Source organism: Flavobacterium limnophilum (genome assembly GCF_027111315.2).
GTDB lineage: Bacteria > Bacteroidota > Bacteroidia > Flavobacteriales > Flavobacteriaceae > Flavobacterium > Flavobacterium limnophilum.
In genome coordinates, this window is the sequence record NZ_CP114289.2 from 2,210,603 (window position 1) to 2,236,059 (window position 25,457).

The following is a 25,457-nucleotide window of genomic DNA, read 5'->3' on the forward strand; positions in this document are numbered from 1 at the left end:
CAGCGAGAGTAATCAAATCTTTGGATTCTTTCCAAAATAATTTTTCGTCTTCTTTCCCTAGCGTGCATTGCTGCTAACACTAAGGCTCTAGAAAGGAGGTGTTCCAGCCGCACCTTCCGGTACGGCTACCTTGTTACGACTTAGCCCTAGTTACCAGTTTTACCCTAGGCAGCTCCTTGCGGTCACCGACTTCAGGCACCCCCAGCTTCCATGGCTTGACGGGCGGTGTGTACAAGGCCCGGGAACGTATTCACCGGATCATGGCTGATATCCGATTACTAGCGATTCCAGCTTCACGGAGTCGAGTTGCAGACTCCGATCCGAACTGTGACCGGTTTTGTAGATTCGCTCCTGGTCACCCAGTGGCTGCTCTCTGTACCGGCCATTGTAGCACGTGTGTAGCCCAAGGCGTAAGGGCCGTGATGATTTGACGTCATCCCCACCTTCCTCTCAGTTTGCACTGGCAGTCTCGTTAGAGTTCCCGACATGACTCGCTGGCAACTAACAACAGGGGTTGCGCTCGTTATAGGACTTAACCTGACACCTCACGGCACGAGCTGACGACAACCATGCAGCACCTTGTAAATTGTCTTGCGAAAAAACTGTTTCCAGTCCGGTCAATCTACATTTAAGCCTTGGTAAGGTTCCTCGCGTATCATCGAATTAAACCACATGCTCCACCGCTTGTGCGGGCCCCCGTCAATTCCTTTGAGTTTCATTCTTGCGAACGTACTCCCCAGGTGGGATACTTATCACTTTCGCTTAGCCACTGAACTTGCGCCCAACAGCTAGTATCCATCGTTTACGGCGTGGACTACCAGGGTATCTAATCCTGTTCGCTACCCACGCTTTCGTCCATCAGCGTCAATCCATTAGTAGTAACCTGCCTTCGCAATTGGTATTCCATGTAATCTCTAAGCATTTCACCGCTACACTACATATTCTAGTTACTTCCTAATAATTCAAGTCCTACAGTATCAATGGCCGTTTCCCCGTTGAGCGGGGAGATTTCACCACTGACTTATAAGACCGCCTACGGACCCTTTAAACCCAATGATTCCGGATAACGCTTGGATCCTCCGTATTACCGCGGCTGCTGGCACGGAGTTAGCCGATCCTTATTCTTACAGTACCGTCAAGTCCCGACACGTCGGGATGTTTCTTCCTGTACAAAAGCAGTTTACAATCCATAGGACCGTCATCCTGCACGCGGCATGGCTGGATCAGGCTTGCGCCCATTGTCCAATATTCCTCACTGCTGCCTCCCGTAGGAGTCTGGTCCGTGTCTCAGTACCAGTGTGGGGGATCTCCCTCTCAGGACCCCTACCCATCGTAGCCTTGGTATGCCGTTACCATACCAACTAGCTAATGGGACGCATGCTCATCTTTTGCCGTTGTGACTTTAATTATAATATGATGCCATACTATAATACTATGAGGTATTAATCCAAATTTCTCTGGGCTATCCCTCTGCAAAAGGTAGATTACATACGCGTTACGCACCCGTGCGCCGGTCTCTTGGTCCGAAAACCAATACCCCTCGACTTGCATGTGTTAAGCCTGCCGCTAGCGTTCATCCTGAGCCAGGATCAAACTCTTCATCGTATATTGTTTGCTTAATAAATTAAGCTATTGTTATTCGACTCAAATTCTAGTGGTTTTTTAAATCTTCCGATTCTCTTACTCTCTTTATTATTGTCCCGATAAATCGGGACGGCTGTCAATTCAATATGTCTAGGAACGTGTCTTTCTTTTTTTTAAGCGAGACGCGATAAATCGTCGTCTTTACTTGAGCGCCATTCTTTCGTTTAGCGGGTGCAAAAGTAACAAAGCCTTTCCTTTCTGGCAAGCTTTTCGTGAAGTTTTTTTGAAAAATATTTTTTTTCATTCGCTTCTTAATTTATTTCATTTGTGTATTTCAAAATTTAGCAAACCCAAATAGCTCCTAATCAAAGTTTTATACAAACCACAGATAAACCTAGGTTGTGGTACCTCAAAAAAGTGCCAAAAAAGGGGGTAATCCACTTTTCCAGAACCAGGCTCATCTATAATCCTGGAACTTGAGGAAAAGAGGAAAGAACCATAATAAAATTTTAATTGTGAAAAAGCAGTTGTACGGTAAGTTTAGGATTAATAATTATATTTGTATGGCTCTAACCCGATTTATTTAATACGCTGTATAATTATTTCAGGACGGAGCGTTGCCATAAAAACATTAAAACCACAACCATGAACATTTTAGCTTTAATACAAAAAAGATATACCGCCAAGAAGTACAACGCTCACAAAGTCGTACCACAAGAAAAAATCGAGGAATTGAAAGAAATCTTGCGCCTCACTCCTTCTTCCATAAACATTCAACCTTGGAAATTTACCTTTGTGCAAAATCCGGAAATCAAGGCCAAATTGGCTTCCGTTTCGATGCATAATACCGAAAAAATAAACCAAGCGCAACTGTTGGTTGTCTTTAGTGTAGTCGATGATTTGGATGCTTTCGAGAAAGTGGTGGACAACGAATTTCCACAATTCAGAAAAGAAATGTACCACAAAATAAAATCTAGCCAGACAGAAGCTGAATTAAAAAATTGGATGGCCAAACAAGTGTATATTGCCTTGGGTGTGGGCTTGACGGCCAGTATGGCAATGGGGCTGGATTCAACCGCAATGGAAGGCATAGAAACGGACAAATACAAGACCATCCTTAATATGACAGCCTACAAACCACTGTTTGCAATGGCTGTGGGTTACGGTGCGGATGAGGATTCCAACCGACTTGAAATAACACCAAAATCCAGAAGACTGTTGGAGGATGTAATCGAAACTATTTAAACCCAAATTATGAGCCAGAAAATCAAAACCCTTCAAACCATACATCTTGCCATTTGCGCCGGAATAATTGTTGCCTATTTTATGATAGGGAATCTTTCAATCGACAGCTTAAATATTAAAAATATTGATTCATCGGAAATTGTATTTGTTGCTATTCCTTTTTTAGCATTCTTTTTGAGTAATTTCTTGTTCAAATCACAATTAAAGCAAGCCAATCCTAAATTAAATTCCGAAGAAAATTTACCTATTTACCAAACGGCTTCCATTATTCGTTGGGCCATTCTGGAAGGTGCAGCATTTTTAATCTTGTTCGTGAGTCCAAAATTTCAGCTATTGGGAATACTGCTAATTGCATATCTTGCTTTTTTGAGACCAACAGAAGAGAGAATTATTACAGACCTTCAAGACATAGGATAATAAAAAACCAAAATCCTAATTATGGGGAATTCGCCATAAATAAAAGTCAAGGCAAGAAAAATGAACAAGAAAAAAACAATATCCCTACCTTTGCCGCTCATCCCCAAACAACAATCGAAAACCACATACTTTCGATTGATTTAAAGAATATAAAATGAAGTTCAAAGGAATTATTTTTGATTTAGACGGAACATTGGTCAATTCATTGGAAGACATTGCAGATGCGATGAACAAGGTTCTTCAAGACCTCGACTACCCTACCCACGGTTATGACGATTATCAATATTTCATTGGAAGCGGACTTAGGAATTTGGTGAGCAAATCATTGCCTGAAAACCATAATGATGAAAACCAAATTGAACGTTGCTACGATTTGATGGTTGAAATCTATCGCGATAATTGCACCAATCAAACCAAACCCTACAACGGAATTGTCGAATTATTGGATGAATTGAAATCCCGCAACATCCAACTAAGCGTGTTTTCGAACAAAGCGGATGCATTGACCAAAGAAATCACTGCTTTCCTGTTTCCTGGTTATTTTAATCCAATTGTGGGCTTAAGCATCGAATCACTCAAAAAACCCAATCCCTTTGAAGCCGTGGAAATCAGCAAAAATTGGGGATTAAAACCCGAAGAAATGATTTTCGTGGGAGATTCCGGCATTGACATGCAAACGGCAACCAATGCCAATATGCACGCAGTGGGCGTAATATGGGGATATCGACCGGAAGAAGAATTGATGGAAAACGGAGCCAAACTCATCCTGAAACATCCATTGGACTTAATTTCAATTTTATAAAAAAACGATGCAATACGACATCCCCGGCATTGGCAATCTCGAAATTACTACCATAGTATTAGACTTAAACGGCACCATCGCTGTACACGGAAAAATCGTGTCCGGTGTAAAAGAGAGACTGGATCAATTAAAAAAACTGGGAATTGATGTAATTTTGTTCTCTGGCGACCACAGAGGAAATGGTCTGGAAATGTGCAACGAACTGGGCATCGCTTTCAAAAAAGGAGGGACCCAAGAGGAAAAAGAGAAACTGTTTCTTGAATTGGACACTGAAAAAACGGCCGCCATTGGCAACGCCAGAATTGACATTGGCAAATTTAAACACGCCAAATTAGCTATAGCCACACTGCAAGCCGAAGGCATTCACACGGGAATATTAAAACATGTCGACATTATTGTCCCCAACATCAATGATGCTTTAGATTTATTTATAGACACTAGCGCCTTGGAAGCCACAATGAGATTGTAATTAAATAAACAACAAATGGAACCAAAAGATTTTTTTGCAGAAAAGGCAAAAGACTACGACAATGAAATGTCTAGAACCCAAAACGTGAGTGCCATTGCGCAAACCATTTTGAACGAAGTCTCTTTTTCGAAAGAAATGAGTGTCATGGACTTCGGTTCCGGCACGGGATTGTTGTTGTCTGAAATCGCTCCTTATGTGGGCGAAATTACCGCTGTGGATATTTCGGATTCAATGATTGCCGTTTTAAAGTCGAAAAAAGAGGAAATCAAATCCCCACTTCAAATCGTGCAAATAGATTTGACCAAGGAAACATTGGACAGAAAATTCAACGCCATCATTTCGTCCATGACCATTCATCATATTGAAAATCCTTTGGCATTGTTCAAAAAATTTCACTCGCTGCTCAAAGACAACGGAACAATCGCCATTGCCGATCTTGATACCGAAGACGGTTCCTTCCACACCGAAGATACCGGTGTCTTTCATTGCGGATTTGACCGGGACGAATTTGCACAAATGGTTAAAAATGCTGGATTTAAAAACATCAAAATTCAAAATGCCAGCACAATAACAAAATCAACGAACGACTATTCCGTGTTTTTAATCACTGCCAATAAGTAAATCGAATTTATTGCAAACATGACCATTGATTCTTAATCCATTTGAAATAAAAGGATGAATTAATCCGTGCACAAAACAACGCAGCTACCCAAAATCATCCAATCTTCGCTTCATAGCCCGGAAAATATAGTAATTCCACTATCCGAACCCAGAAAGTTCCTCGTTTTGCAACCTGTTAATCTTGCAACTTTTTATAAAAGTAATATAAAACAATTCCCTGCAAAGTCCCCCACCTTTACATTATTGCAATTAAGAAGTAAACAGCTAAAGAAATACACTAAAACCAAACACCATGAACAACATCTTCAAAGGATTAATAGCCGGTTATGGCGCCAACAAATTAGGTGGTGGCTGCTTTGGCACCATCATCGTTTTCGTGATTATCTGGTTGCTGTTGGGTCAATGCAGTTAAAACACAATTCAGTAATAGAATCATTAACAATTTAATAAAAAAAAATTATGAGTACAGGTAAAGTAGTATTAGGAACAGTGGCAGGATTGGCCATAGGAGGAATTTTGGGGATTTTGTTTGCACCGCAAAAAGGGTCGGTAACGCGCCAACAAATCAGGGACAAAGGAAATGATTATGCCGACGAACTAAAATCAAAATACAACGAGTTTGCAGACACCATTTCAGAAAAACTGCATAGCGCCAAAGAATTTGCTCTGGAAATGTCTGAAAATGGCAAAGCGGAGTTTGCTGAATTAAAAAATGATGACCATACGGAATCACTATAATCCATAAAAAAACACATTATGACTGACGATACAACCCCAATAGCAACACTTTTTGACCGGGCGGAAGATTATGGCAAAACAACCCTGAATTTGTTGAAACTACACGCCATAGACAAATCGGCCGACGTGGTTTCGTCTCTCGCTTCGCGGCTAGCCATTATTATGACAGTTGTGTTTTCAGTCTTGATTGTTTCCATAGGTACGGCATTATGGTTAGGAAAATTGCTTGGCGATGCCTTTTACGGCTTTTTCATAATTGGCGGTTGCTATGCACTGCTGGCCATTATTCTCCATCTATTCCGTAATCAGTGGCTAAAATATCCAGTTAGCAATTCCATTATCAAACAAATGTTGAAACCAAAAACGGCATGAAAAACAGAAACGAAACCGACGAATTAAACGAATTGATTTTGGTCGAAGAACTGAAATATGCCAATGATTTGGCTCAACTCAAGAATCAATTTGATTTAGCTTATGAAAGCATAAAACCCATCAATCTTGTCAAAAACCTGTTTCACCAAGTAACTGCTTCACCCGAAATAAGAAATGATTTGGTCAGCAATGTCATTGGCCTTGGCACAGGATTTCTTTCCAAGAAACTTTTATTGGGAGCAACCCATAATCCAATTAAAAAAATATTTGGAACACTGTTCGAATTTGCGGTTGCCAATACGGTTGCCAAACATACTGACGGCATTAAAACCATTGGAGGAAATCTCCTGAACCACTTTTTCAAAAAAAAGAACTAAAAGACAATTCTTTTAAAAAGATTAAATGTGGCAGATGTAGGGATAGGCTACCACAAATAAAAAAGGCGATCCGTTGCCAGACCACCTTTCAAAATATACAAAGAAGAACCCTGCAATTAAACTAAGTCGAAGCGATCAAGTTGCATCACCTTGTTCCAAGCTGCCACAAAGTCCTTCACGAACTGCTCTTGTGAATCGGTGCATCCATAAACCTCGGCCAAGGCACGAAGTTCAGAGTTGGAACCAAAGACTAGATCGGCACGAGTCCCCGTCCATTTGAGTTCACCGGTAACTCTATCACGTCCCTCAAAAACATCTTGAGACCCTGAAGAGGCTTTCCAAATTGTGTCAATGTCAAGCAGATTCACGAAAAAGTCGTTGGTCAAGGCCTCCGGTCTTTTGGTAAACACTCCATTTTTTGACCCGTCAAAATTGGCATTCAGCACACGCATACCGCCCACGAGAACCGTCATTTCGGGTGCAGTCAGCGTCAAGAGTTGCGCCTTGTCCACCAACATTTCTTCAGCCGAAACCGTGTATTGGGTCTTCATGTAGTTTCGAAAACCATCCGCTTCCGGTTCGAGAACGGCAAAAGATTCCACATCGGTCAACTCTTGCGTAGTATCGGCTCTTCCCGGTCTGAAAGGAACAGTCACATTTTGCCCAGCTTGCTGCGCTGCTTTCTCGATTCCGGCACATCCAGCCAAAACAATCAAGTCGGCCAATGAAAGTTGTTTTCCGCCAGTTTGGGCAGCATTGAATTCTGCTTGAATATCTTTTAGTATTGCCAACACTTTCGCCAATTGGGCTGGATTGTTGACTTCCCAATCCTTTTGCGGAGCCAGTTGAAGACGGGCACCATTGGCACCGCCCCGTTTATCCGAACCACGAAACGTTGATGCCGAAGCCCAAGCCGTGGACACCAGTTGGGACACGGAAAGTCCCGAAGCCAATATTTTAGCTTTTAAAGCAGCAATGTCATTGGCGTCAATCATTTGATAGGTGACAGCCGGAACTGGATCTTGCCAGATTAGTTCTTCTGTAGGCACTTCCGGACCAAGATAACGGGCTATTGGCCCCATGTCACGGTGTGTCAATTTATACCAGGCGCGAGCGAACGCATCGGCAAACTCCTCAGGATGGGTATGGTAGTGTCTTGAAATTTTCTCGTAAACAGGATCTGCCCTCAAGGCGAGGTCAGCGGTAAGCATTGTTGGAGCGTGATGCTTCAAAGGATTGTGGGCATCCGGCACGGTACCGGCTCCGGCTCCAGCTTTTGGTTTCCACTGGTGTGCGCCGGCAGGACTCTTGGTCAACTCCCATTCGAATCCAAACAGGTTGTCTAAATAATTGTTGCTCCATTTTGTGGGCGTGGTCGTCCAAGCACCTTCGAGACCACTACTAATGGTGTCTTCTCCGCATCCGCTTCCAAAGCTGTTTTTCCAACCAAGCCCTTGCTCCTCGATACCGGCTGCTGCAGGTTCAGGACCAACATATTGGTTTGGGTCGGCTGCACCGTGGGTCTTGCCAAAGGTGTGCCCGCCGGCAATCAACGCTACGGTTTCTTCGTCATTCATTGCCATACGGGCAAAGGTTTCACGAATGTCAATGGCGGATGCCAATGGATCAGGATTGCCGTTTGGCCCTTCTGGATTCACGTAAATCAATCCCATTTGGACGGCAGCGAGAGGTTTTTCCAATTCGCGACTGCTGGTGTAACGTTTATCCTCAAGCCACTTGCTTTCAGAACCCCAATAAATGTCTTCGTTGGGTTCCCAAACATCGGCACGACCACCACCAAAACCAAAAGTCTTTAATCCCATTGATTCCAGGGCACAATTACCGGCCAGAATCATCAAGTCAGCCCAAGAGATTTTCTTGCCGTATTTCTGTTTGATGGGCCATAGCAGCAAACGGGCTTTGTCGAGATTGACGTTGTCGGGCCAACTGTTGAGTGGTGCAAATCGTTGGGTTCCGGCACCTCCTCCACCCCGACCGTCGGCAATACGATAAGTTCCCGCGCTGTGCCAAGCCATTCGAATAAAGAAAGGGCCATAATGTCCGTAATCGGCTGGCCACCATTCCTGGGAATCGGTCATCAGGGCAAAAAGGTCTTGCTTCAAAGCCTTCAAATCAAGACTCTTGAAAGCCTCGGCATAATCAAAATCTTCTCCCATCGGGTTGGACAGCGAAGAATGTTGGCGAAGTACGCTTAATTTCAACTGGTTGGGCCACCAATCAGCGTTTCTTGTACCCGATCCGGCACTTTGCTTTGAACCTGCTCCCGAAAAGGGACATTTGCTCTCGCCGTTGCCTGCCGCCGAGGGGTTCTTGTTTTCGTTATTCTCCATAATGCATGATAGTTATTAATTTTAAAAATTTTCATTGCTAATTTACCAATAATTTTCCTTATCCAGTCATTTTCAAATAGATAAAAACTATGGTTCCCGTTAAAAATTGCAATGTAAATTACTGATCGAGTAAGAATTAATTAAAAGATTGCTGAACAACAGGATAGCGTGGAGTGGAAAGTAAATAAAAAAGTCTTTTTTATTATTCGTAATAATTTACTTGTATTTTTTAAAGAAATATAAAACAGAATAATCCTTCGTTTACACACCCATTTTTGGGGAGATTTGCGAAGGTTCGCATCGCTTATAAACGAGTTGGCAATAAGATTAAAAATCAAAAAAAGTATTTTATGGCTACTCGCCGTTTTTTGATTAATGCTCATTCAAAAATCAAGTTATTCTTTTTCAATTTATTGAATTATTTTCAGGAATCTTGAATAGAACAAAAAGGTCAATTTACTTTAGATGGATTTATAACTATTCCTATATTCCAAAGGTGTCAATTTGATGAAACGAATGAACAATCGGTGAAACAAACTGATGCTGTTGAAACCGCATTGATAGCCAATTTCCGAAACCGTATGGTCTTTTTCGATCAATAATTGGCAAGCCAAAGCAATCCGAAATTCATTCAAAAAAGTAACAAATGTCTTGTTGTGCACTTTTTTGAAATAGCGGCAAAACGACACTTCGGTAAGTCCAACCAAACTGGCAACCTCCGAAAGTTGTATTTTGGATTGAACATTGTTTTTTACATACCCCTGGATAATGCTTATTCTATCGCTGTCTTCAGTGGTAATATTGGTTTTGAAACTCGACGACGACAAAAGCATAAATTCTTTTTTACTGGAAAGTTCGTTCAACAATTCCACAAAACGCATTAGTTTTTCGAATGGCGGAAAATCGACCAAATCCATAAGCATTTCTTCCATTTTAACGGCTGCATTGACTGGAAACTTGATGCCTCTGGCGGACAATTCGAGCATTTTTTTAATGTTGTAAAATTCTGGTTTTTGCATCCAATCCTTGCCCAGCAAATCTTCGTTCCATTGGATAATGACGGCTTCCACTTTTGAAGTTTGTACTCCAACTGTTTTCCAGGAATGGGGCAAATTGGTTCCAACCAGCACAAAATCGCCTTTGCTGAAATTATGGATACTGTCGCCAACATAGCGCATTCCGCTGCTGCTGACAATGTAAGTCAGTTCATATTGTGGATGAAAATGCCAGGAAGCCGGAAATTCAATGTCCTGAAAAAACGAAACCCGCAACGAATGTTCGTTACTGTCCATTACATTTCTGTATTCTGCTTTCATTGAAAACTACTCAATTATTGTTGTAAAATAAATTCATCAAAACAAAAATAGACTTTTTTAAACATCAAAAAGACATTATCTTCTTTTGGATGCTAAAATAATGCACAATTTAGATAATTGAGTTAATAGCGATAATTCTAAATACCCTTAATTTTACCTAAATTTATTTACGAAAAGAAATACTAGTTATATGAACAATAAAGAATTACAAATACAGGAAATCGAACTATTCAAATTAGTCAGTGTTTTAAAGAAACCCATATCCGATGCCACGCACACGCTCAGCGAAATTTCGTTTGTGGTCTTGCGCTTGAAACTCCGCAACGGAATTGTGGGAGAATCCTATTTACTATCTTTCCAATATTCGCCGGAAGCCATCAAAGGCGCCTTGAAAGATTGCATGGATGCCGTGATCGGACATTCGGTAAACGAAACGGGATTGGTGTTTGACAAACTGAACCATTTACACGAATATTTTGGACAAAATGGATTGTTGCGTTGGGTTCAAGGCGCCATCAACATTGCAATGTGGGACGCTTGGGGCAAAGCTTTGCAACAACCGCTTTGGAAATTATGGGGAACCCACAAAGAAAAAGTTTCCTTGTACGGTTCCGGAGGCTGGATTTCCTATTCCATCGACGAATTGATTGAAGAAGTGACCAATTACGTGGATCGCGGATTTAAGGCCGTGAAAATAAAAGTGGGTAGCCCGAATTGGAAAACCGACGTGGAGCGTTTAAAAAAAGTGAGAGCAGCCGTTGGTGACAATGTCAACATCATGATTGATGCGAATCAGGGTATGAAATTGCCAGAAGCCATCCAATTGGCGAAAGCCGCCAACGACTTGAATATTTATTGGTTTGAAGAACCTTTGCACCACGAAAATTTTGATGGCTATCAAACTTTGAAAAATCAAACAGGAATATCTTTGGCCATGGGCGAAAGGGAATTCAACACCCAACCGCTTATCGAATTAATCAAACGCAAGGCAATTGATATTTGGCAACCCGATATTTTGAGAATAGGCGGTGTCGAAGCTTGGAGAGAAAGCGCGTCCATTGCGGCAGGATTTCACATTCCGGTATTACCACATTATTACAAAGATTATGATGTGCCGTTGTTGTGTACCATTCCAAATGGAGTTGGTGCAGAATCTTTTGATTGGATTGATGATTATATCGATAATCCAATGTTGGTAAAAGACGGTTTTGCCTATCCACACCAACAACCGGGATGGGGATTTAATTTTATTGACGATTACTTGAAAAAAATATAATTTATGGGTTTAGAAGCTTTTTCACTCGAAGGAAAAACAGCACTGATTACGGGTGGCGGAACTGGAATAGGTTTGGGAATTGCCCAAGAATTTGTCAATGCCAAAGCCAAAGTAATCATCACAGGACGTAGAGAAGATGTCCTGAAAAATGCCTGCGAAACATTAGGCGAAAATGCCCATTATATCGTAAGCGATTTGAGTATTCTTGATGACATTCCAACATTGGTAACAGAAATAGAATCCAAATTTGGTTCGATTGACATTTTGGTCAACAATGCCGGAATCCATTTGAAAAAATGGGCGCAAGAAACCACCGACGAGGAATTCCTGAAAATCATTCAAACCAATTTGTTGAGTGTTTTTGCCTTGACACGTGAAGTGGCCAAAGGAATGTTGGAAAGAAAAAGTGGTTCCATTATCCTAATTAGTTCGATGGCGGGATTGTTCGGGATTGACCGAGTTTCGGCTTACGGAACTTCTAAAACTGCATTGATTGGCTTGATGAACAACTTGGTTACCGAATATTCTCGTGACAATGTGAGAATCAATTGCATCGCTCCGGGCTGGATTACCTCGGACATGTTTTTGAATGCCATCAACCAAGACCAGGATCGCAAACAAAAAATCATCAATCGGATAGCCTTGCCCGACTTTGGAAAACCCGAAGATATTGGCAACGCAGCCGTTTATCTTAGTTCGCAAGCCGGAAGATATGTCACCGGCGTAGTACTGCCTGTTGATGGTGGTGCAACGGTTAATTTTTAATTGGCTTGGATTAGTTTTAGTTTTGAACAAAATAATTGGGTTCAACTTTTTAATTAAAGTTGAACCCTTTTTTATGCAAGAAACCCGTCGGGTGCAATAATTTGAAATAAAAATAGTGATCAGCTGCTATTAGGTAGATATTGTTACAAGTTTATTATATAGTAACTATATAATAACTGTATAGTAAGTATATAGTAACTGTATAGTAACTATTATATACACTATCCTTACCCCATACCTCGTTAAAAATAGAATTACACCCAACAGCTTATCTAAATAAACCAGTTTACAACAACTCAATAATATCAGAGAAAAACTTACAAATTAATTTTCATGATTATGCAAGCACGGTTAATTCTTAACTAAACATCTATGGTTTATTTATTTTTTTGTTAAAATAAATTAAATTCATTATTATTGCTTAATCGTTAAAGCATTTAACAAAAAAAGATGGGAAAAATTAAGAAAATTACAAAATGGTTACTAGGTATAATAATTGTACTTTATTTGTGTCTTTGTGGTTTTTACTATTTTTTTCAAGACAAATTACTTTTCAATACGTCTGCAAAACTCAAACCCGAACACGTATTCAAATTTTCGGAACCGTTTGAAGAACGATATATTTCCATGCCGGACAACAAGAAACTCAATGGTGTACTTTTCAAGGCCAAAGAATCGAAAGGACTCATTTTATGGTTTCCCGGAGGTCGAGGAATGATTGATAGTATTGGTGTAGATTCTCATTTTTATACTGATTTGAAATACGATCTTTTCATACTTAATTACCGTGGATTCGGAAAAAGCGAAGGGAAAATATCCAGCGAAAAACAATTCAACCAAGATATGCAATCCGTTTATGATTATTTCAAAAAAGAATATGCAGAGAACAAAATAATACTCCTTGGATATTCATTGGGAACTGGACCTGCGGCAGCATTGGCTTCGGCAAACAATCCTAAAGTGCTTGTTCTGCAAGCTCCATATTACAGTATAAAAGAGGAAGCGCGAAGAGGATTTCCTTATTTACCAATTGACTTGTTACAGCGATACGAATTTTCAACCTATTCTTCTCTACAAAAAACAAAATGCCCTGTCCTAATTTTTCACGGGGATGCTGATAAAAAAATTCCTGTGGCACAATCTTATGAATTGGAAAAAAAATTAAAACCTACGGATCAATTAATAGTCCTGAAAGACCAAGGTCATAATCGCTTTTTAGAAAATGCAACATATCTAAAAAAATTACAACAACTAATTAAATAACTATTTAATACAATATACCCTTGTTTTTTAAACAAATGCCCCCTGTCTATTCAGGACAGTACAGGATAGTTTTACTTAGTCATTTAATCAAATTTACAATCTTGATTTTGTTCTAATGTATAGAAAATTTCTTCATAAATATTAATCCAAATTATAATTAAATGTCTTGCAAAGCCTTATTATTTTCAATTTTAACCCTAGTATCAACCTCAACCATTTTTGCCCAGAACCCGGTAGTAAAAATCGATTTTGATCATGTTACTACTACCGCAGTAAGTGATCCCGATTACACCCCTTGGGCAGTTAACTCTGTAAACACAGACAACAAAACAATAAATGGAGTAAAATTTACAGTAACCAGAGTTGGAACCAAAGGTGATGTTTTGGGAACCAATTGGTATAAAACCGGAATATCTTCACCTCTTTACGCAAAATTGGTATGTGATGGACTCACCGTAAAAAACACAAATTCTACAACTGCCAACGAAGGTGGACAAATAGAACTCAAAATTAATGGTTTAACAACCGGAACACATACTTTAATGGTTTTCTTAAACGCTGTAGATAGCCCAACACTCACTTTTAGTCCTATTGATATTTCAGTGGATGGAAATTTAGTTTTAGACAATGTTATTCCAACTGTAAGAGCAGTAAATACAGCAGACGTAAAATCAGTATATCTGACCTTACAAGCTACGGCAGGAAAAGATGTGGTTATCCTTTTTGCGGCCGAAACATCCGGCTCGGAAACCAACAAAAATGTTATGCTGAACGGTCTTGAATTAAACACACCTAATATATATGAGCAAGCAACGAATCCTATTCCTGCTCACAACGATGAACACGTTGAATTAAATTCAGGAAGTACTCTATTGCAATGGACTTCCTCAGATTATGCTCTATCACACCACATATATTTTGGAACAAATTTAGCAACTGTACAATCCGCAACCACATTATCACCTGAATACAAAGGAAATCAAATCACTGCAAATACCTCATATCCAATAAATGGATTATACACCGGAGAAACATATTACTGGCGTATAGATGAAGTTTTGGCTAACAATGTTGTTGTAAAAGGCAACACTTGGCGTTTTCGCCCTGCCCAATTGGCTTTTCTCGGTGCGGAAGGCTATGGTCGTTTTGCTCGTGGCGGAAGAGGCGGAAAAGTGGTGGCTGTTACCAATTTGAATGATAGCGGACCAGGAAGCTTGCGTGAAGCCGTTACGAATGACATTGGTCCTCGAACCATTATTTTCAATACATCAGGAATCATTCAACTAAATTCTCGCTTGGTTTTGAGCCAACCTTATGTAACCATTGCGGGGCAAACTGCTCCTGGAAAAGGAATTTGTATTCGTACAGCGCCTTTTGGAATTACGGGAAATGATGCCATCGTTCAAAATGTAAGAGTGAGATTAGGTGGTGGCACTACTTTTGACGGAATGGGATTGACAGGTGCCAATAACAGTATCATTGATCACTGTTCTATCAGCTGGACAATAGATGAATCTTTTAGTTCTCGTTCCGGTAAAAACATAACATTGCAAAGAACATTAATTTCCGAAGCTTTAAATGCTGCTGGGCATGAAAATTACCCTGCAGGAACACAACACGGTTATGCGGCAACCATTGGTGGCGATGTCGGAAGTTTTCATCATAATTTACTAGCACACAACTACGGGCGCAATTGGAGTTTAGGTGGCGGATTAGACGCAAGTAACTATTTTGCCGGCAGAATGGACATTACCAATAATGTGGTTTATAATTGGGGATCCAGAACAACTGATGGAGGAACCAAAGAAGTCAACTTTGTGGGCAATTATTACAAACCCGGACCTGGTATGGAATTACAACGTTATGCTTTAACCATGGATCACGAAAACAACTTTGCGGGTATGCAAAGAGCCTATTTTAACGGTAATGTCATGCCGGGGTATTTTGATGAAACGAATCAAGAGCTAGGAAGAAGATCCAGGCTTTCAAATGGCATTACAATCAGTTATGAAACATTTGTAACCACGCCGTTTTTTCCTTCTTATGTCACCACACAATCGGCTGCAAACGCCTATAAAATTGTACTTTCTGATGTAGGTTGCACCCAACCCCAATTCGACGACCACGACATAAGGATGGTTAATGAAACTTTAACAGGAACCTATTCCGTAACTGGAAGTGTAACCGGCAAAAAAGGTTTTCCAGACAATGAAGCAGATGCTGGTGGTTATGAAAACTATCCCGTGATCAATAGAGATGCCAGTTGGGATTCTGACAATGATGGCTTACCAAACTGGTGGGAAACAATTAAAGGTTCTAATGTAAATTCTGGAAGCGGTGATTTCTCTGATTCCAATGCCGATACAAATTTAGATGGTTACACCAACCTCGACGATTATTTACAATGGATGTCTCTTCCCCATTATGAATCCCCAACAGGGAATAAAGTAACCGTAAATATTCAAAAACTTTCCAGAGGATTTACAAGCGGTGTTAATTACTCTGTGTCTAATGCAGTGAATGGAGATGCGGTTTTAGTTTCAGATGCAGTAGAATTTACACCTACAGCCAATGGCCTATGTTCTTTTGATTTTACCGTGACAGACAATACTGGAGGAACGATGACCCGCAAAGTGAATATCGTTAGCGGATACAGTTTGTTATCAACCGAAAACAACGACAAGATCAACACTGGATTTACTGTTTGGCCAGTTCCTAACGAAGGCTACTTTTATGTATCAATGGTAAATGACGGTACTACAGCCGAATTTAAAATCTATGACATTTTAGGGAAAGAAGTGAAAAAAGGTACGCTTAACGGAAATCATCAAGAAAACATCAACTTGCAATCAAAAGGTGTTTTTATCCTAAAAATCTATGAACCTGGCACTAAAAAAACATTGCATACACAAAAAATCATCGTGAAATAGTTTTTTTCTTGTTTTTGATACAAATGGCAGCTTTTTAAGCTGCCATTTTTTTTAATCGAAATTGCCATAAAGGCAAAAAATTCCAAAGAGAAACAAGTTAGAGATGCTATTCATGAATCATTCCAATGAATTTGTGACTTATGCCCAACAATAGAATCACACCATGGATTCCAAAAGAATACAAAAATGCAAAAACTGTAATTTTGGTCATCACTACTTTTATTTTGGTTGTCAAACGGATTTCTTACCGTCGCAAATTTGCATAATTAAACACAAACCAATCGTTGGAAATTTTTAGGATAATTTACATTTTATGAATCCTTTGGATACCATTAGAATTTAGCAATCACATCCAGCGGACCAAAACAAACATTATTTATATTTTAATTCAAAACAACCTGTATAAATTGTAGGTTTAATTTTAAATATATTTGATTTTATGCACTTAATCTATATTTTTATGCACTTTATCGAGTATTTATAAAGTATTTTTTATTATATTTGATACAAATAACTCTTAAATAATTAAAAAAACAGGACTGGCACAAAATCAAATTATTATTAAAATTCAAAATAATACGATAATGAATATCATTAAAAAAATTGTTCTGGCAGAAGATAATTCAGTCCTTTCATTGCTACTGAAATTTAGATTAGAAAAAGAAGGCTATAAATTACTTATAGCTGTAGATGGAAAACAAGCCATCGAATTAATAGAAGAACATAATCCTGAACTTATTTTGACAGATATTATGATGCCGTTTGTGAGTGGATTGGAAGTAATAAGCCACGTAAGAAACAAATTGAACACGCAAACTCCAATTATAGTTTTTTCATCAGCTGGACAAGAAGAAATTGTACTCAAAGCATTTGATCTAGGAGCTACCGATTTTATGAGCAAACCCTTTAGTCCTCACGAATTGGTAATCAGGGTCAAAAGATTATTGATTTAGTATTTTAGAAATTGAATTAAGCCCCCAAAGCCATGAACGATAACCTACAAATTCTAGAAGCTTTAAAATACTCTTCGCCATTAATCCAATTGACATGGGTTCTAAGTGGTATTTTTTCCGTTTTTATTCTAGCGCTGATAATTTTTCTTAAATGTTTAAGAAATCATTTAAGAGACAAGGAAAAGATAGAGGCCAAATATCAAGAGGATTATGAATCGCAACTTGTAACTTATTTGTACGCAGGGAATGACGATGAAGCCTTTAGTTCTGAACAACAACTAATTATCAATGAATTAAAAAAACATGTAACAGATCCTTTTAAAAGAAAGATTATTATTTCAACATTATTGAAATTAAGAAATGAGATATCCGGTGAAATGGGCGAATCTATTGATGCACTTTTTATTAAACTGGGACTTTTACGTTTCTCATTAGCCAAACTGAGAAATAAAAAATGGGATGTCATTGCAATCGGAATAAGGGAACTTACACAATTTAAAATAAAGGCTGTTCATAAAATAATAATGAACAACATCAACCATCCCTTGAAAGAGGTTCGCAAAGAAATGCAATTGTATTTGGTTCATTTGTATGCTTTTAAAGGACTTGAATTTTTGAATATTCTGGAAACCCCCTTGTCTGAATGGGATCAGATTCAATTATTGGAAGTCCTTCAACTTAACAATGAAACACAAATTGCAGACATTAAACCATGGTTAAAATCTTCCAATGATTCTGTTGTTATTTTTACTTTAAAACTGGCTAAAGTTTACAACCAATTTGAAGCAAAAGAGGAACTCATTGAATTGCTGAATCACAAGAATATAGAAGTAAGAACAAATACCATTTCTGCATTAAGCCATTTGAACGTGTTTGAAGCTAAAAACATATTGAAAGACAATTTTAATGAACGCAGTCATGAAGAAAAAATCGCTTTTCTTAAAATGATGGAAAATGTATACGAGAACAGCGACAAACCTTTTTTACTGGAACACATAAATCACAAAAATTTTGAAATTAAGTTATTGATAATGGAAATTTTGAAAAACATCAATTTTGAAGAATATGCATTATATGAGGCCAAATTTAGAAGACTAATAACTGCCTAAAACCAATAGACCATGAATACAAGTACTGTACAAATTATAATGTTAATCATTCATTATTTCTTTATTATTTTTTCTGTAATTGCAATTGTATCTTATGTAATATTAGCCATCATTTCAGTTATAGAAACAATTGAATACATGAAGAAAAACAGCTTTGTCAATTACAAGGAAATATTGTCTTCAACATTTTCTCCATCCATTTCTATTATTGCACCTGCCTACAATGAAAGTTTAAACATTGTCGAAAATGTGCGTTCCTTATTGTCGAGTCATTATGTGAATTACGATGTTATTATTGTAAATGATGGAAGCAAAGATGATAGCCTAAGCAAACTTATTAAAGCTTACGACCTAATTCAAATAAACCATAATATCAACGAGCAGATTAAAACCAAACCCTTAAGAAAAGGCATTTATAGATCTACAAATCCCGCATTTGATAAATTAACAGTCGTTGACAAAGAAAACGGAGGAAAAGCTGACGCTTTAAATATGGGATTGAATATAAGTAAAAACAAATATGTTGCTTGCATTGATGTAGATTGTTTACTGCTGGAAGATGCACTTCAAAAAATGATAAAACCATTTCTGGAAACAACAGACACTAAAGTAATCGCGGCTGGTGGAGTGATAAGAATTGCCAATTCATGTATTGTCAAAGACGGTAAATTACTTGATATAAACTTTCCTAAATCATGGCTGGAACAAGGACAAATTTTAGAATACCTAAGAGCCTTTTTGTTGGGAAGAATGGCATGGAGCAGACTAAATGGTTTGTTGGTAATTTCAGGTGCCTTTGGTTTATTTGACAAAAAAATAGCCATTAAAGTGGGGGGTTACGACACAAATACCGTAGGAGAGGATATGGAAATTATTGTTCGAATGAGACGGTATATGGAAGATGAAAAACAAAAATACAAAGTGGCTTACATACCAGATCCTCTATGCTGGACTGAAGCTCCAGACAATTATAAAACATTTATTTCCCAAAGAAACAGATGGACTCGTGGAACTATCGAAACGCTAAAAAAACACCGCAAAATAGGCTTCAATCCCAAATACAAAGCCTTGGGACTTATCAGTTATCCGTATTGGTTCTTTTTTGAAAGAATGGCTCCAATTATTGAAATTGCAGGTATAATTTATTTCGGAATCCTTATGGTTCTTAATGAAGTTAGATGGGATTATGTATTTGCTTTTCTTACTCTGGCCTATTTGTTTTCGGTTCTGTTTTCTGTAGTTGCCATTGTGTCGGAGGAACTTACTTTCCATCAATATAAAAAGAAGTCTATTGGCATTAAATTGATAATTATAGCTTTTCTGGAACCTTTTGTCAATCATCCAACTATTCTATATTCGGCAATCAAAGGGAATATAGATTACTATTTTTACAAAAAAATAGAATGGGGAACCATGACAAGAAAGGGAATGACCAAAGCTTAAATTTTTAAAAGTATAATTCAAAAAAATGAACATCATAAAAGTTAAAAATATTTTAAACAATGGGTATTTCAATAATAGTTATGCCTATGTCTATTTAACTATTTCTGCAATTATTACATTTTGGTTATTAAGCTTATTCGAAATTTACGCCACACTATCCAATGGTTCCGAAAACCAAAATATTGGGACTACAATAGTTTATAAATTATTGAATGACTTTTGGGCCGGAATCGTCATAGGATTGCTGTTTATTCCATTTTATTATGCGTTACTTTACATAAAAAGGCCTCTTGAAACAGTACTGGTTAAAGTGTTGTTTGCTTTAGTAATCATCATGCAGTTTGCTTTGGTAAAATACAGTCTTACCACACACATTAATCTTGGAGCAGATTTATTGGGCTATTCAATGGATGACATGTATACAACGGTCACGGCTTCTGAATCTTTGTCACTGCTCTATTTTCTGCCTTTCATAATAATGCCTTTGCTTTATTTGGGCATAAATTACCTTTTGAACAAATTCACAAATGGTCGACAAATTTTTGCCTCTTCATTTATTTTCATAATTATTCTGGGGAGTTTAAAACTGGTCACTCCTGATTCATCGGCTGCTGTTTTTCAAAACAAACTTCATTTTCTGGCCAAAGACATTATTAATTTTCAAAATGAAAAAAGTGAATTGGACGTTTCGAATTTAGTCTATAAAAAAGAATATCCTTTACTAAAACCATTCAAAGAAACAAAAGATGTCTTGGCTCCGTTTTTTAATGTTCAAAACGAAAAACCCAATATTGTAATCATTATGGCCGAAGGTTTGGGCAGTGATTTCATAGGAAACAATTCGTATGGAGGTTTTACGCCTTTCCTTGATTCCTTGACTTCAAAATCGCTCTATTGGGAAAACTTCGTCAGCAATACCGGAAGAACTTTTGGCGTGGCCTCATCACTTTTGGCATCTCTCCCTTATGGAGAAAAGGGTTTCTTGGAACTAGGTTCCTTGCCTTCGCATATTTCGCTGTTGAGCGTTTTAAAAGCAAATGATTACACGACTTCCTATTATTGTGGGGATGATTCCAGTTTTGACCGGAAAATAAATTTCCTGGAATACAATGAAATCGATCACGTAACCGATGTGAAAAAGTTTGGACCAGGTTATGTCAAAACCAAAGAAAATGCTGGAGGTTTTTCTTGGGGCTACCCTGATGCCGAAATATTCAAAAAAACATTGTCTGATCTGGATAGCAAAAAAATGCCGCGATTGGATGTAATCATGACCCTTTCCAATCACGAACCTTTCGATTTTCCTTCAAAAGAAGTTTATTTGAAGAAAGTGGACAACATTATGAATACCAACAGACGTTTGGATGGCATAAAAGAGGCAGTAGGAACCTATAAAGATATTTTTGCAGCACTCCTTTACACGGACACCTCCATCAAAAACTTTATGGAAGCGTATTCCAAAAGACCGGAATACAAAAACACCATTTTCATCATTACGGGTGACCACCGATTGATTCCGATACCGCAAAAAGATGAATTATGTCGTTTTCACGTGCCGTTAATTATTTATAGCCCGATGCTGAAAAAAGCAGAAAAATTCAAATCTGTCTCTTCTCATTGGGACGTTACTCCTAGCCTGCTTGCTTTTTTAATGAATAATTACCAGTTCAACAAGCTGGCAAAAACAGCTTGGATGGGTGACGGATTGGACACCGCCAAAGAATTCAGGAACATTCACAAAATCCCTTTGATGAGATATAAAGGAAGCATTAATGATTATATTTATAAAGATTATATGTATTCCGGCGGAGAACTCTATAAAATAAATGAAAATTTTGAAACCAATAAAATTTATGACGAAACCATGGTCAAAACCATTGCGGACTCCTTGTTCAGTTTCAAAAAATTAAATGCTTATTTAACCCAGAAAAACAAAATTTTCCCGGCTTCTTTAAACATCTATTCACAACCGGCAGTCCAATTTTCCAAAGCCGAATTAGCAACAATAAAAGAACTGACAAAGGGATTGACTTTTGATCAGACTTTTCTTGCTGCCAGAGATTTGGCATTCAAAAAAGATTACAAAAAATCGAGATTGTTGTGTGATTATATCTTGAATGATGTGCCTAATTATTCCGAAGTCCGAACTTTAAAAGGAAGAATGTTGGCTTGGGAAGGCAATTACAGAAAAGCGGAATCTGAATTATTGGATGCAATCAAAAGAACCCCTTTTGAAACCGATGCTTATTTGGCACTAATGGACGTGTATAAATGGTCAAACCAGAATGCAAAAGCAATTGAAATTGGCAAGAAAGCAATAGATTCTGGAATAAAGAACCCTGAAATAAAATCCAAATTGGCTCAGGCGTACAAAAATAAGCAAAAAGTCTAAACTGTAAAATATTAAGGATAGAGACAAGCTTGTACAACAATTGAAGCTGGGAATAAAAACACTTAACTTTCAAAAACATGATTTCAAAAATAGCTGCTAAACTGACTTTAATATTGCTGTTTTTATTTGCCTTTCAAATGTTTGGGCAGGACAAAAAATTCAGTGGAGACCCGGACACCGCCTTCAAGACAGCCCGTGAATTGGCATTCAACAAGCAACGGAAACAAGCGCAGGATACTTTAGTTTTGATTTTGACAAAATATCCCGATTATCACGACATCCGCGAATTTTTGGCAACAACCTATTCTTGGGACGAAGACTATAAAAAAGCCAGAAAAGAATTTACCTATATTTTAGACAAAGATTCCAAAAGAAAAACCACTTGGCTAGCGGCCATCAAGAATGAATTATGGGCAAATATGCCGTTTATCGCTTTGGAAATGTCAAATGACGCCTTGAAAATTTTCCCGAATGATCCAGATATATTGTATTTGAAGGCCAGTGCCTATGAAAAAACAAAAAATCCTCTGGAAGCGCTGAGTACGATTCAATTGGTGCTAAATCAAAATCCGGAAAATCAAGAGGCAAAAGATTACAAAATTAATTTAAACAAAACCCTCAGTCAAAACACCATTGGAATTAATTCATCGGTAGACATTTATTCGGCAACATTTAATCCAATGCAATACTACACATTCCGATATGGACGACAAACAAAATACGGAAGCATCATTGCAAAAGTGAATATAAACAGGAGATTTGATGAAAATGGCGCCCAATATGAAGTGGATTTATACCCCAAAATCACCAAGGGACTTTATGCCTATGTCAATTTCGGCTTGGCCAATTCTTTTCTGTTTCCAGATATGAGATATGGTGCAGAGTTATACAAATCATTACCTAAAAGCTTTGAAGTTTCACTCGGTTTCCGAACGTTAAAGTATGCCACATCCACCACAAACATCTTCACGGGTTCCGTGGGTTGGTATAATGGAAACAACTATTGGTCTTTTCGTCCATACCTGACTCCAGGCGACACCGGAACCAGTAAATCGGGTAATCTGATTTTCAGAAGATACCGAAGCGATGCCGATAATTATTTGGAACTTTCTGCAGGAATGGGCTATTCTCCCGAGAACAACCAGAATAATATTAGCGGAAATTTGGCTCCAATTGTCGATTTGAAATCGCAAAAAATCAATACTGGTTATTATTTTTCTTCACCCAACAAGCGAAATAATTGGGGAACACAATTTGGAGTTACCCACCAAGAAAAGAGTTTTGACCAAGGTAATTATTTTTGGATTTACACACTTGCCTTAAGTTGGGAATTGAAATTCAAATAATGCAACCGTTAGCCATTTATCTACTTAAAATGAAGACATTAACCAGAGCATTCGCTTTTAAAAAAGAAAAATAAAGTTAGCCACTAATTACGCCAATTGCCACTAATTTTTATCAAACTTGAAATTGAATTGCACGAATTTTATCTATTTTTAAGAATTCGTGTAATTAAAAATACATTTAAATTTGTGTTTATTAGTGCAATTCGTGTCTAAAATTTTAAGAGTGAATGCCTTGTCTTTAAAAGGCAAATAGGAGTATCCTTAAAAATAACGTACCTTTGCACAAAATTTACGTTTTATGACCACTTTCGAACAATTCAATCTCCCTAAATCTGTACAAAAAGCAATCGATGATTTAGGATTTACCACCCCTACTCCCATTCAGGAAAAAACTTTTTCCGTGATAATGTCGGGACGTGATATGATGGGAATTGCACAAACAGGAACGGGTAAAACTTTCGCCTATTTATTGCCTTTATTAAAATTATATAAATTCACACCAGGTCATACTCCTAAAATAGTAATTCTGGTTCCAACGCGTGAATTAGTAGTTCAAGTTGTGGAAGAAGTTGAAAAATTAACCAAATATATGTCGGTTCGTACCGTTGGCATTTTTGGAGGAGTAAACATCAATACTCAAAAAACAGTCGTTTATACGGGTTGTGACATTCTAGTAGGAACTCCGGGACGTGTCATGGATTTAACATTAGACAATGTCATCCGATTTGAAGAAATGCAAAAATTAGTCATCGATGAGTTTGACGAAATGCTAAATTTAGGTTTCCGTACCCAATTGACCGCTATTTTGGCGATGATGCCTAAAAAACGCCAAAACATTCTATTTTCAGCCACGATGACGGATGAAGTAGATAAAGTTTTGAATGACTATTTCGATTATCCTGAAGAGGTTACGCTTTCTGCCTCGGGAACTCCATTGGAAAATATTACTCAAGTTACTTATAGTGTTCCCAACTTTAACACCAAAATCAATTTACTGAAGCACTTGTTGCAAACCAACGAAGATATGAGTCGTGTTTTGGTTTTTGTGAACAACAAGAAGATTTCGGATATGGTTCATACTCGAATAGAGGAAGATTTTGAAGGTCAATTTGGGGTTATCCACTCCAATAAATCCCAGAATTATCGTTTGAGCACGATGGCAGAATTCCAAGAAGGAAATCTTCGTGGACTAATCACTACTGATATTATGGCGAGGGGTTTGGATATTTCGAATATTACCCACGTTATCAACTTTGAAATGCCCGAGCTTCCTGAATTGTATATGCACCGTATCGGTAGAACTGGTCGTGCCGATGCCACAGGAACAGCCATCAGTTTGATTACGCCTCGTGAAGAAGAATCAAAATTTGCCATTGAATTATTGATGGATATGGAATTGCCTGTTGAGACTTTTCCTGAAACCGTTGAAATATCCTTGAAACTAATCGAACCTGAAAAAGACCGTCAGCCGATGAAGTTCATGATGAAAAAGGTAAAACTGGAAGGCGATGGCGCATTCCACGAGAAAAGTAAAAAGAACAAGAAAGTCAATCTCGGTGGGCCTGGTGTAACCAAGAAAAAAACACACGGCTCCGTCAATAGAAATATGCTGAAAAACCAAGCCAAAAAGCGCAAGGACAAGAAATAAAAAATAACTATTTGTCACGCTGGAAGCGTCTCAACTCAAA

20 protein-coding genes and 1 rRNA gene are annotated in these 25,457 nt (G+C 38.2%); 18 read left to right on the forward strand and 3 right to left on the reverse strand.

The annotated features are described in order from the left end of the window. Positions 1 to 91: 91 nt before the first annotated feature. A 16S ribosomal RNA gene (locus tag OZP13_RS09020) occupies positions 92 to 1,605 on the reverse strand. 624 nt (positions 1,606 to 2,229) lie between these two features. On the opposite strand from OZP13_RS09020, the gene OZP13_RS09025 reads away from it, so the two are divergent. The 8 genes from OZP13_RS09025 (at position 2,230) to OZP13_RS09060 (ending at position 6,625) form a co-directional block, all read left to right on the forward strand. Then, positions 2,230 to 2,829 carry a nitroreductase family protein gene (locus tag OZP13_RS09025; RefSeq protein ID WP_281299400.1) on the forward strand — a complete coding sequence of 200 codons (600 nt, stop codon included), beginning with the start codon at positions 2,230 to 2,232 and terminating at the stop codon, positions 2,827 to 2,829. Positions 2,830 to 2,838: 9 nt separating this feature from the next. Continuing rightward, positions 2,839 to 3,246, forward strand: a complete 408-nt coding sequence (locus tag OZP13_RS09030) for an MFS transporter (RefSeq protein WP_281299401.1) — start codon at positions 2,839 to 2,841, stop codon at positions 3,244 to 3,246. Between the two features lie 154 nt (positions 3,247 to 3,400). After that, a complete protein-coding gene (locus tag OZP13_RS09035) occupies positions 3,401 to 4,048 on the forward strand; it encodes an HAD family hydrolase (RefSeq protein ID WP_269239767.1) in 648 nt (215 codons plus the stop codon). Between the two features lie 7 nt (positions 4,049 to 4,055). Further along, entirely contained in the window at positions 4,056 to 4,517 is a 462-nt protein-coding gene (locus tag OZP13_RS09040; protein ID WP_281299402.1) for a hypothetical protein, read from the forward strand. 15 nt (positions 4,518 to 4,532) lie between these two features. Further along, positions 4,533 to 5,138 (forward strand): class I SAM-dependent methyltransferase, encoded by a 606-nt coding sequence (locus OZP13_RS09045; protein ID WP_269239769.1) that lies wholly within the window; start codon positions 4,533 to 4,535, stop codon positions 5,136 to 5,138. A 459-nt stretch (positions 5,139 to 5,597) separates the two neighbouring features. Continuing rightward, a complete protein-coding gene (locus OZP13_RS09050; protein WP_269239770.1) occupies positions 5,598 to 5,876 on the forward strand; it encodes a YtxH domain-containing protein in 279 nt (92 codons plus the stop codon). A gap of 18 nt (positions 5,877 to 5,894) precedes the next feature. Continuing rightward, on the forward strand, positions 5,895 to 6,248 hold the full coding sequence (locus tag OZP13_RS09055) for a hypothetical protein (RefSeq protein ID WP_281299403.1): 354 nt from the start codon (positions 5,895 to 5,897) through the stop codon (positions 6,246 to 6,248). Beyond that, on the forward strand, positions 6,245 to 6,625 hold the full coding sequence (locus OZP13_RS09060) for a hypothetical protein (protein ID WP_281299404.1): 381 nt from the start codon (positions 6,245 to 6,247) through the stop codon (positions 6,623 to 6,625). The genes OZP13_RS09055 and OZP13_RS09060 overlap by 4 nt, the downstream gene beginning before the upstream one ends. A 116-nt stretch (positions 6,626 to 6,741) precedes the next feature. Here OZP13_RS09060 and katG read toward each other — a convergent pair whose 3' ends face one another. Together katG and OZP13_RS09070 are read right to left on the reverse strand one after the other, a co-directional pair. Continuing rightward, positions 6,742 to 8,976 (reverse strand): catalase/peroxidase HPI, encoded by a 2,235-nt coding sequence (katG, locus tag OZP13_RS09065; RefSeq protein ID WP_281299405.1) that lies wholly within the window; start codon positions 8,974 to 8,976, stop codon positions 6,742 to 6,744. 461 nt (positions 8,977 to 9,437) lie between these two features. Then, a complete protein-coding gene (locus OZP13_RS09070; protein ID WP_269239773.1) occupies positions 9,438 to 10,292 on the reverse strand; it encodes an AraC family transcriptional regulator in 855 nt (284 codons plus the stop codon). A gap of 190 nt (positions 10,293 to 10,482) precedes the next feature. Here OZP13_RS09070 and OZP13_RS09075 point away from each other — a divergent pair, with 190 nt between their 5' ends. The 10 genes from OZP13_RS09075 to OZP13_RS09120 all read left to right on the forward strand — a co-directional run bounded on the left by OZP13_RS09075 (position 10,483) and on the right by OZP13_RS09120 (position 25,417). After that, on the forward strand, positions 10,483 to 11,568 hold the full coding sequence (locus tag OZP13_RS09075; protein WP_281299406.1) for a mandelate racemase/muconate lactonizing enzyme family protein: 1,086 nt from the start codon (positions 10,483 to 10,485) through the stop codon (positions 11,566 to 11,568). A 3-nt stretch (positions 11,569 to 11,571) separates the two neighbouring features. Continuing rightward, on the forward strand, positions 11,572 to 12,333 hold the full coding sequence (locus OZP13_RS09080) for an SDR family NAD(P)-dependent oxidoreductase (RefSeq protein ID WP_281299407.1): 762 nt from the start codon (positions 11,572 to 11,574) through the stop codon (positions 12,331 to 12,333). A gap of 450 nt (positions 12,334 to 12,783) precedes the next feature. Beyond that, positions 12,784 to 13,596 carry an alpha/beta hydrolase gene (locus OZP13_RS09085; RefSeq protein ID WP_281299408.1) on the forward strand — a complete coding sequence of 271 codons (813 nt, stop codon included), beginning with the start codon at positions 12,784 to 12,786 and terminating at the stop codon, positions 13,594 to 13,596. A 161-nt stretch (positions 13,597 to 13,757) separates the two neighbouring features. Beyond that, positions 13,758 to 16,526, forward strand: a complete 2,769-nt coding sequence (locus OZP13_RS09090) for a T9SS type A sorting domain-containing protein (protein WP_281299409.1) — start codon at positions 13,758 to 13,760, stop codon at positions 16,524 to 16,526. Between the two features lie 584 nt (positions 16,527 to 17,110). Further along, positions 17,111 to 17,479, forward strand: a complete 369-nt coding sequence (locus OZP13_RS09095) for a response regulator transcription factor (RefSeq protein WP_269239783.1) — start codon at positions 17,111 to 17,113, stop codon at positions 17,477 to 17,479. A gap of 32 nt (positions 17,480 to 17,511) precedes the next feature. Continuing rightward, positions 17,512 to 18,588 carry a HEAT repeat domain-containing protein gene (locus tag OZP13_RS09100; protein ID WP_281299410.1) on the forward strand — a complete coding sequence of 359 codons (1,077 nt, stop codon included), beginning with the start codon at positions 17,512 to 17,514 and terminating at the stop codon, positions 18,586 to 18,588. A gap of 12 nt (positions 18,589 to 18,600) precedes the next feature. Beyond that, positions 18,601 to 20,031, forward strand: a complete 1,431-nt coding sequence (locus OZP13_RS09105; RefSeq protein WP_281299411.1) for a glycosyltransferase family 2 protein — start codon at positions 18,601 to 18,603, stop codon at positions 20,029 to 20,031. A gap of 25 nt (positions 20,032 to 20,056) precedes the next feature. Further along, positions 20,057 to 22,423, forward strand: coding sequence for an LTA synthase family protein (locus tag OZP13_RS09110; protein ID WP_281299412.1), 2,367 nt, complete (start codon positions 20,057 to 20,059; stop codon positions 22,421 to 22,423). A gap of 77 nt (positions 22,424 to 22,500) precedes the next feature. After that, on the forward strand, positions 22,501 to 23,769 hold the full coding sequence (locus OZP13_RS09115; RefSeq protein ID WP_269239788.1) for a YaiO family outer membrane beta-barrel protein: 1,269 nt from the start codon (positions 22,501 to 22,503) through the stop codon (positions 23,767 to 23,769). Positions 23,770 to 24,067: 298 nt separating this feature from the next. Further along, positions 24,068 to 25,417 carry a DEAD/DEAH box helicase gene (locus tag OZP13_RS09120; RefSeq protein WP_281299413.1) on the forward strand — a complete coding sequence of 450 codons (1,350 nt, stop codon included), beginning with the start codon at positions 24,068 to 24,070 and terminating at the stop codon, positions 25,415 to 25,417. Positions 25,418 to 25,457 lie beyond the last annotated feature (40 nt).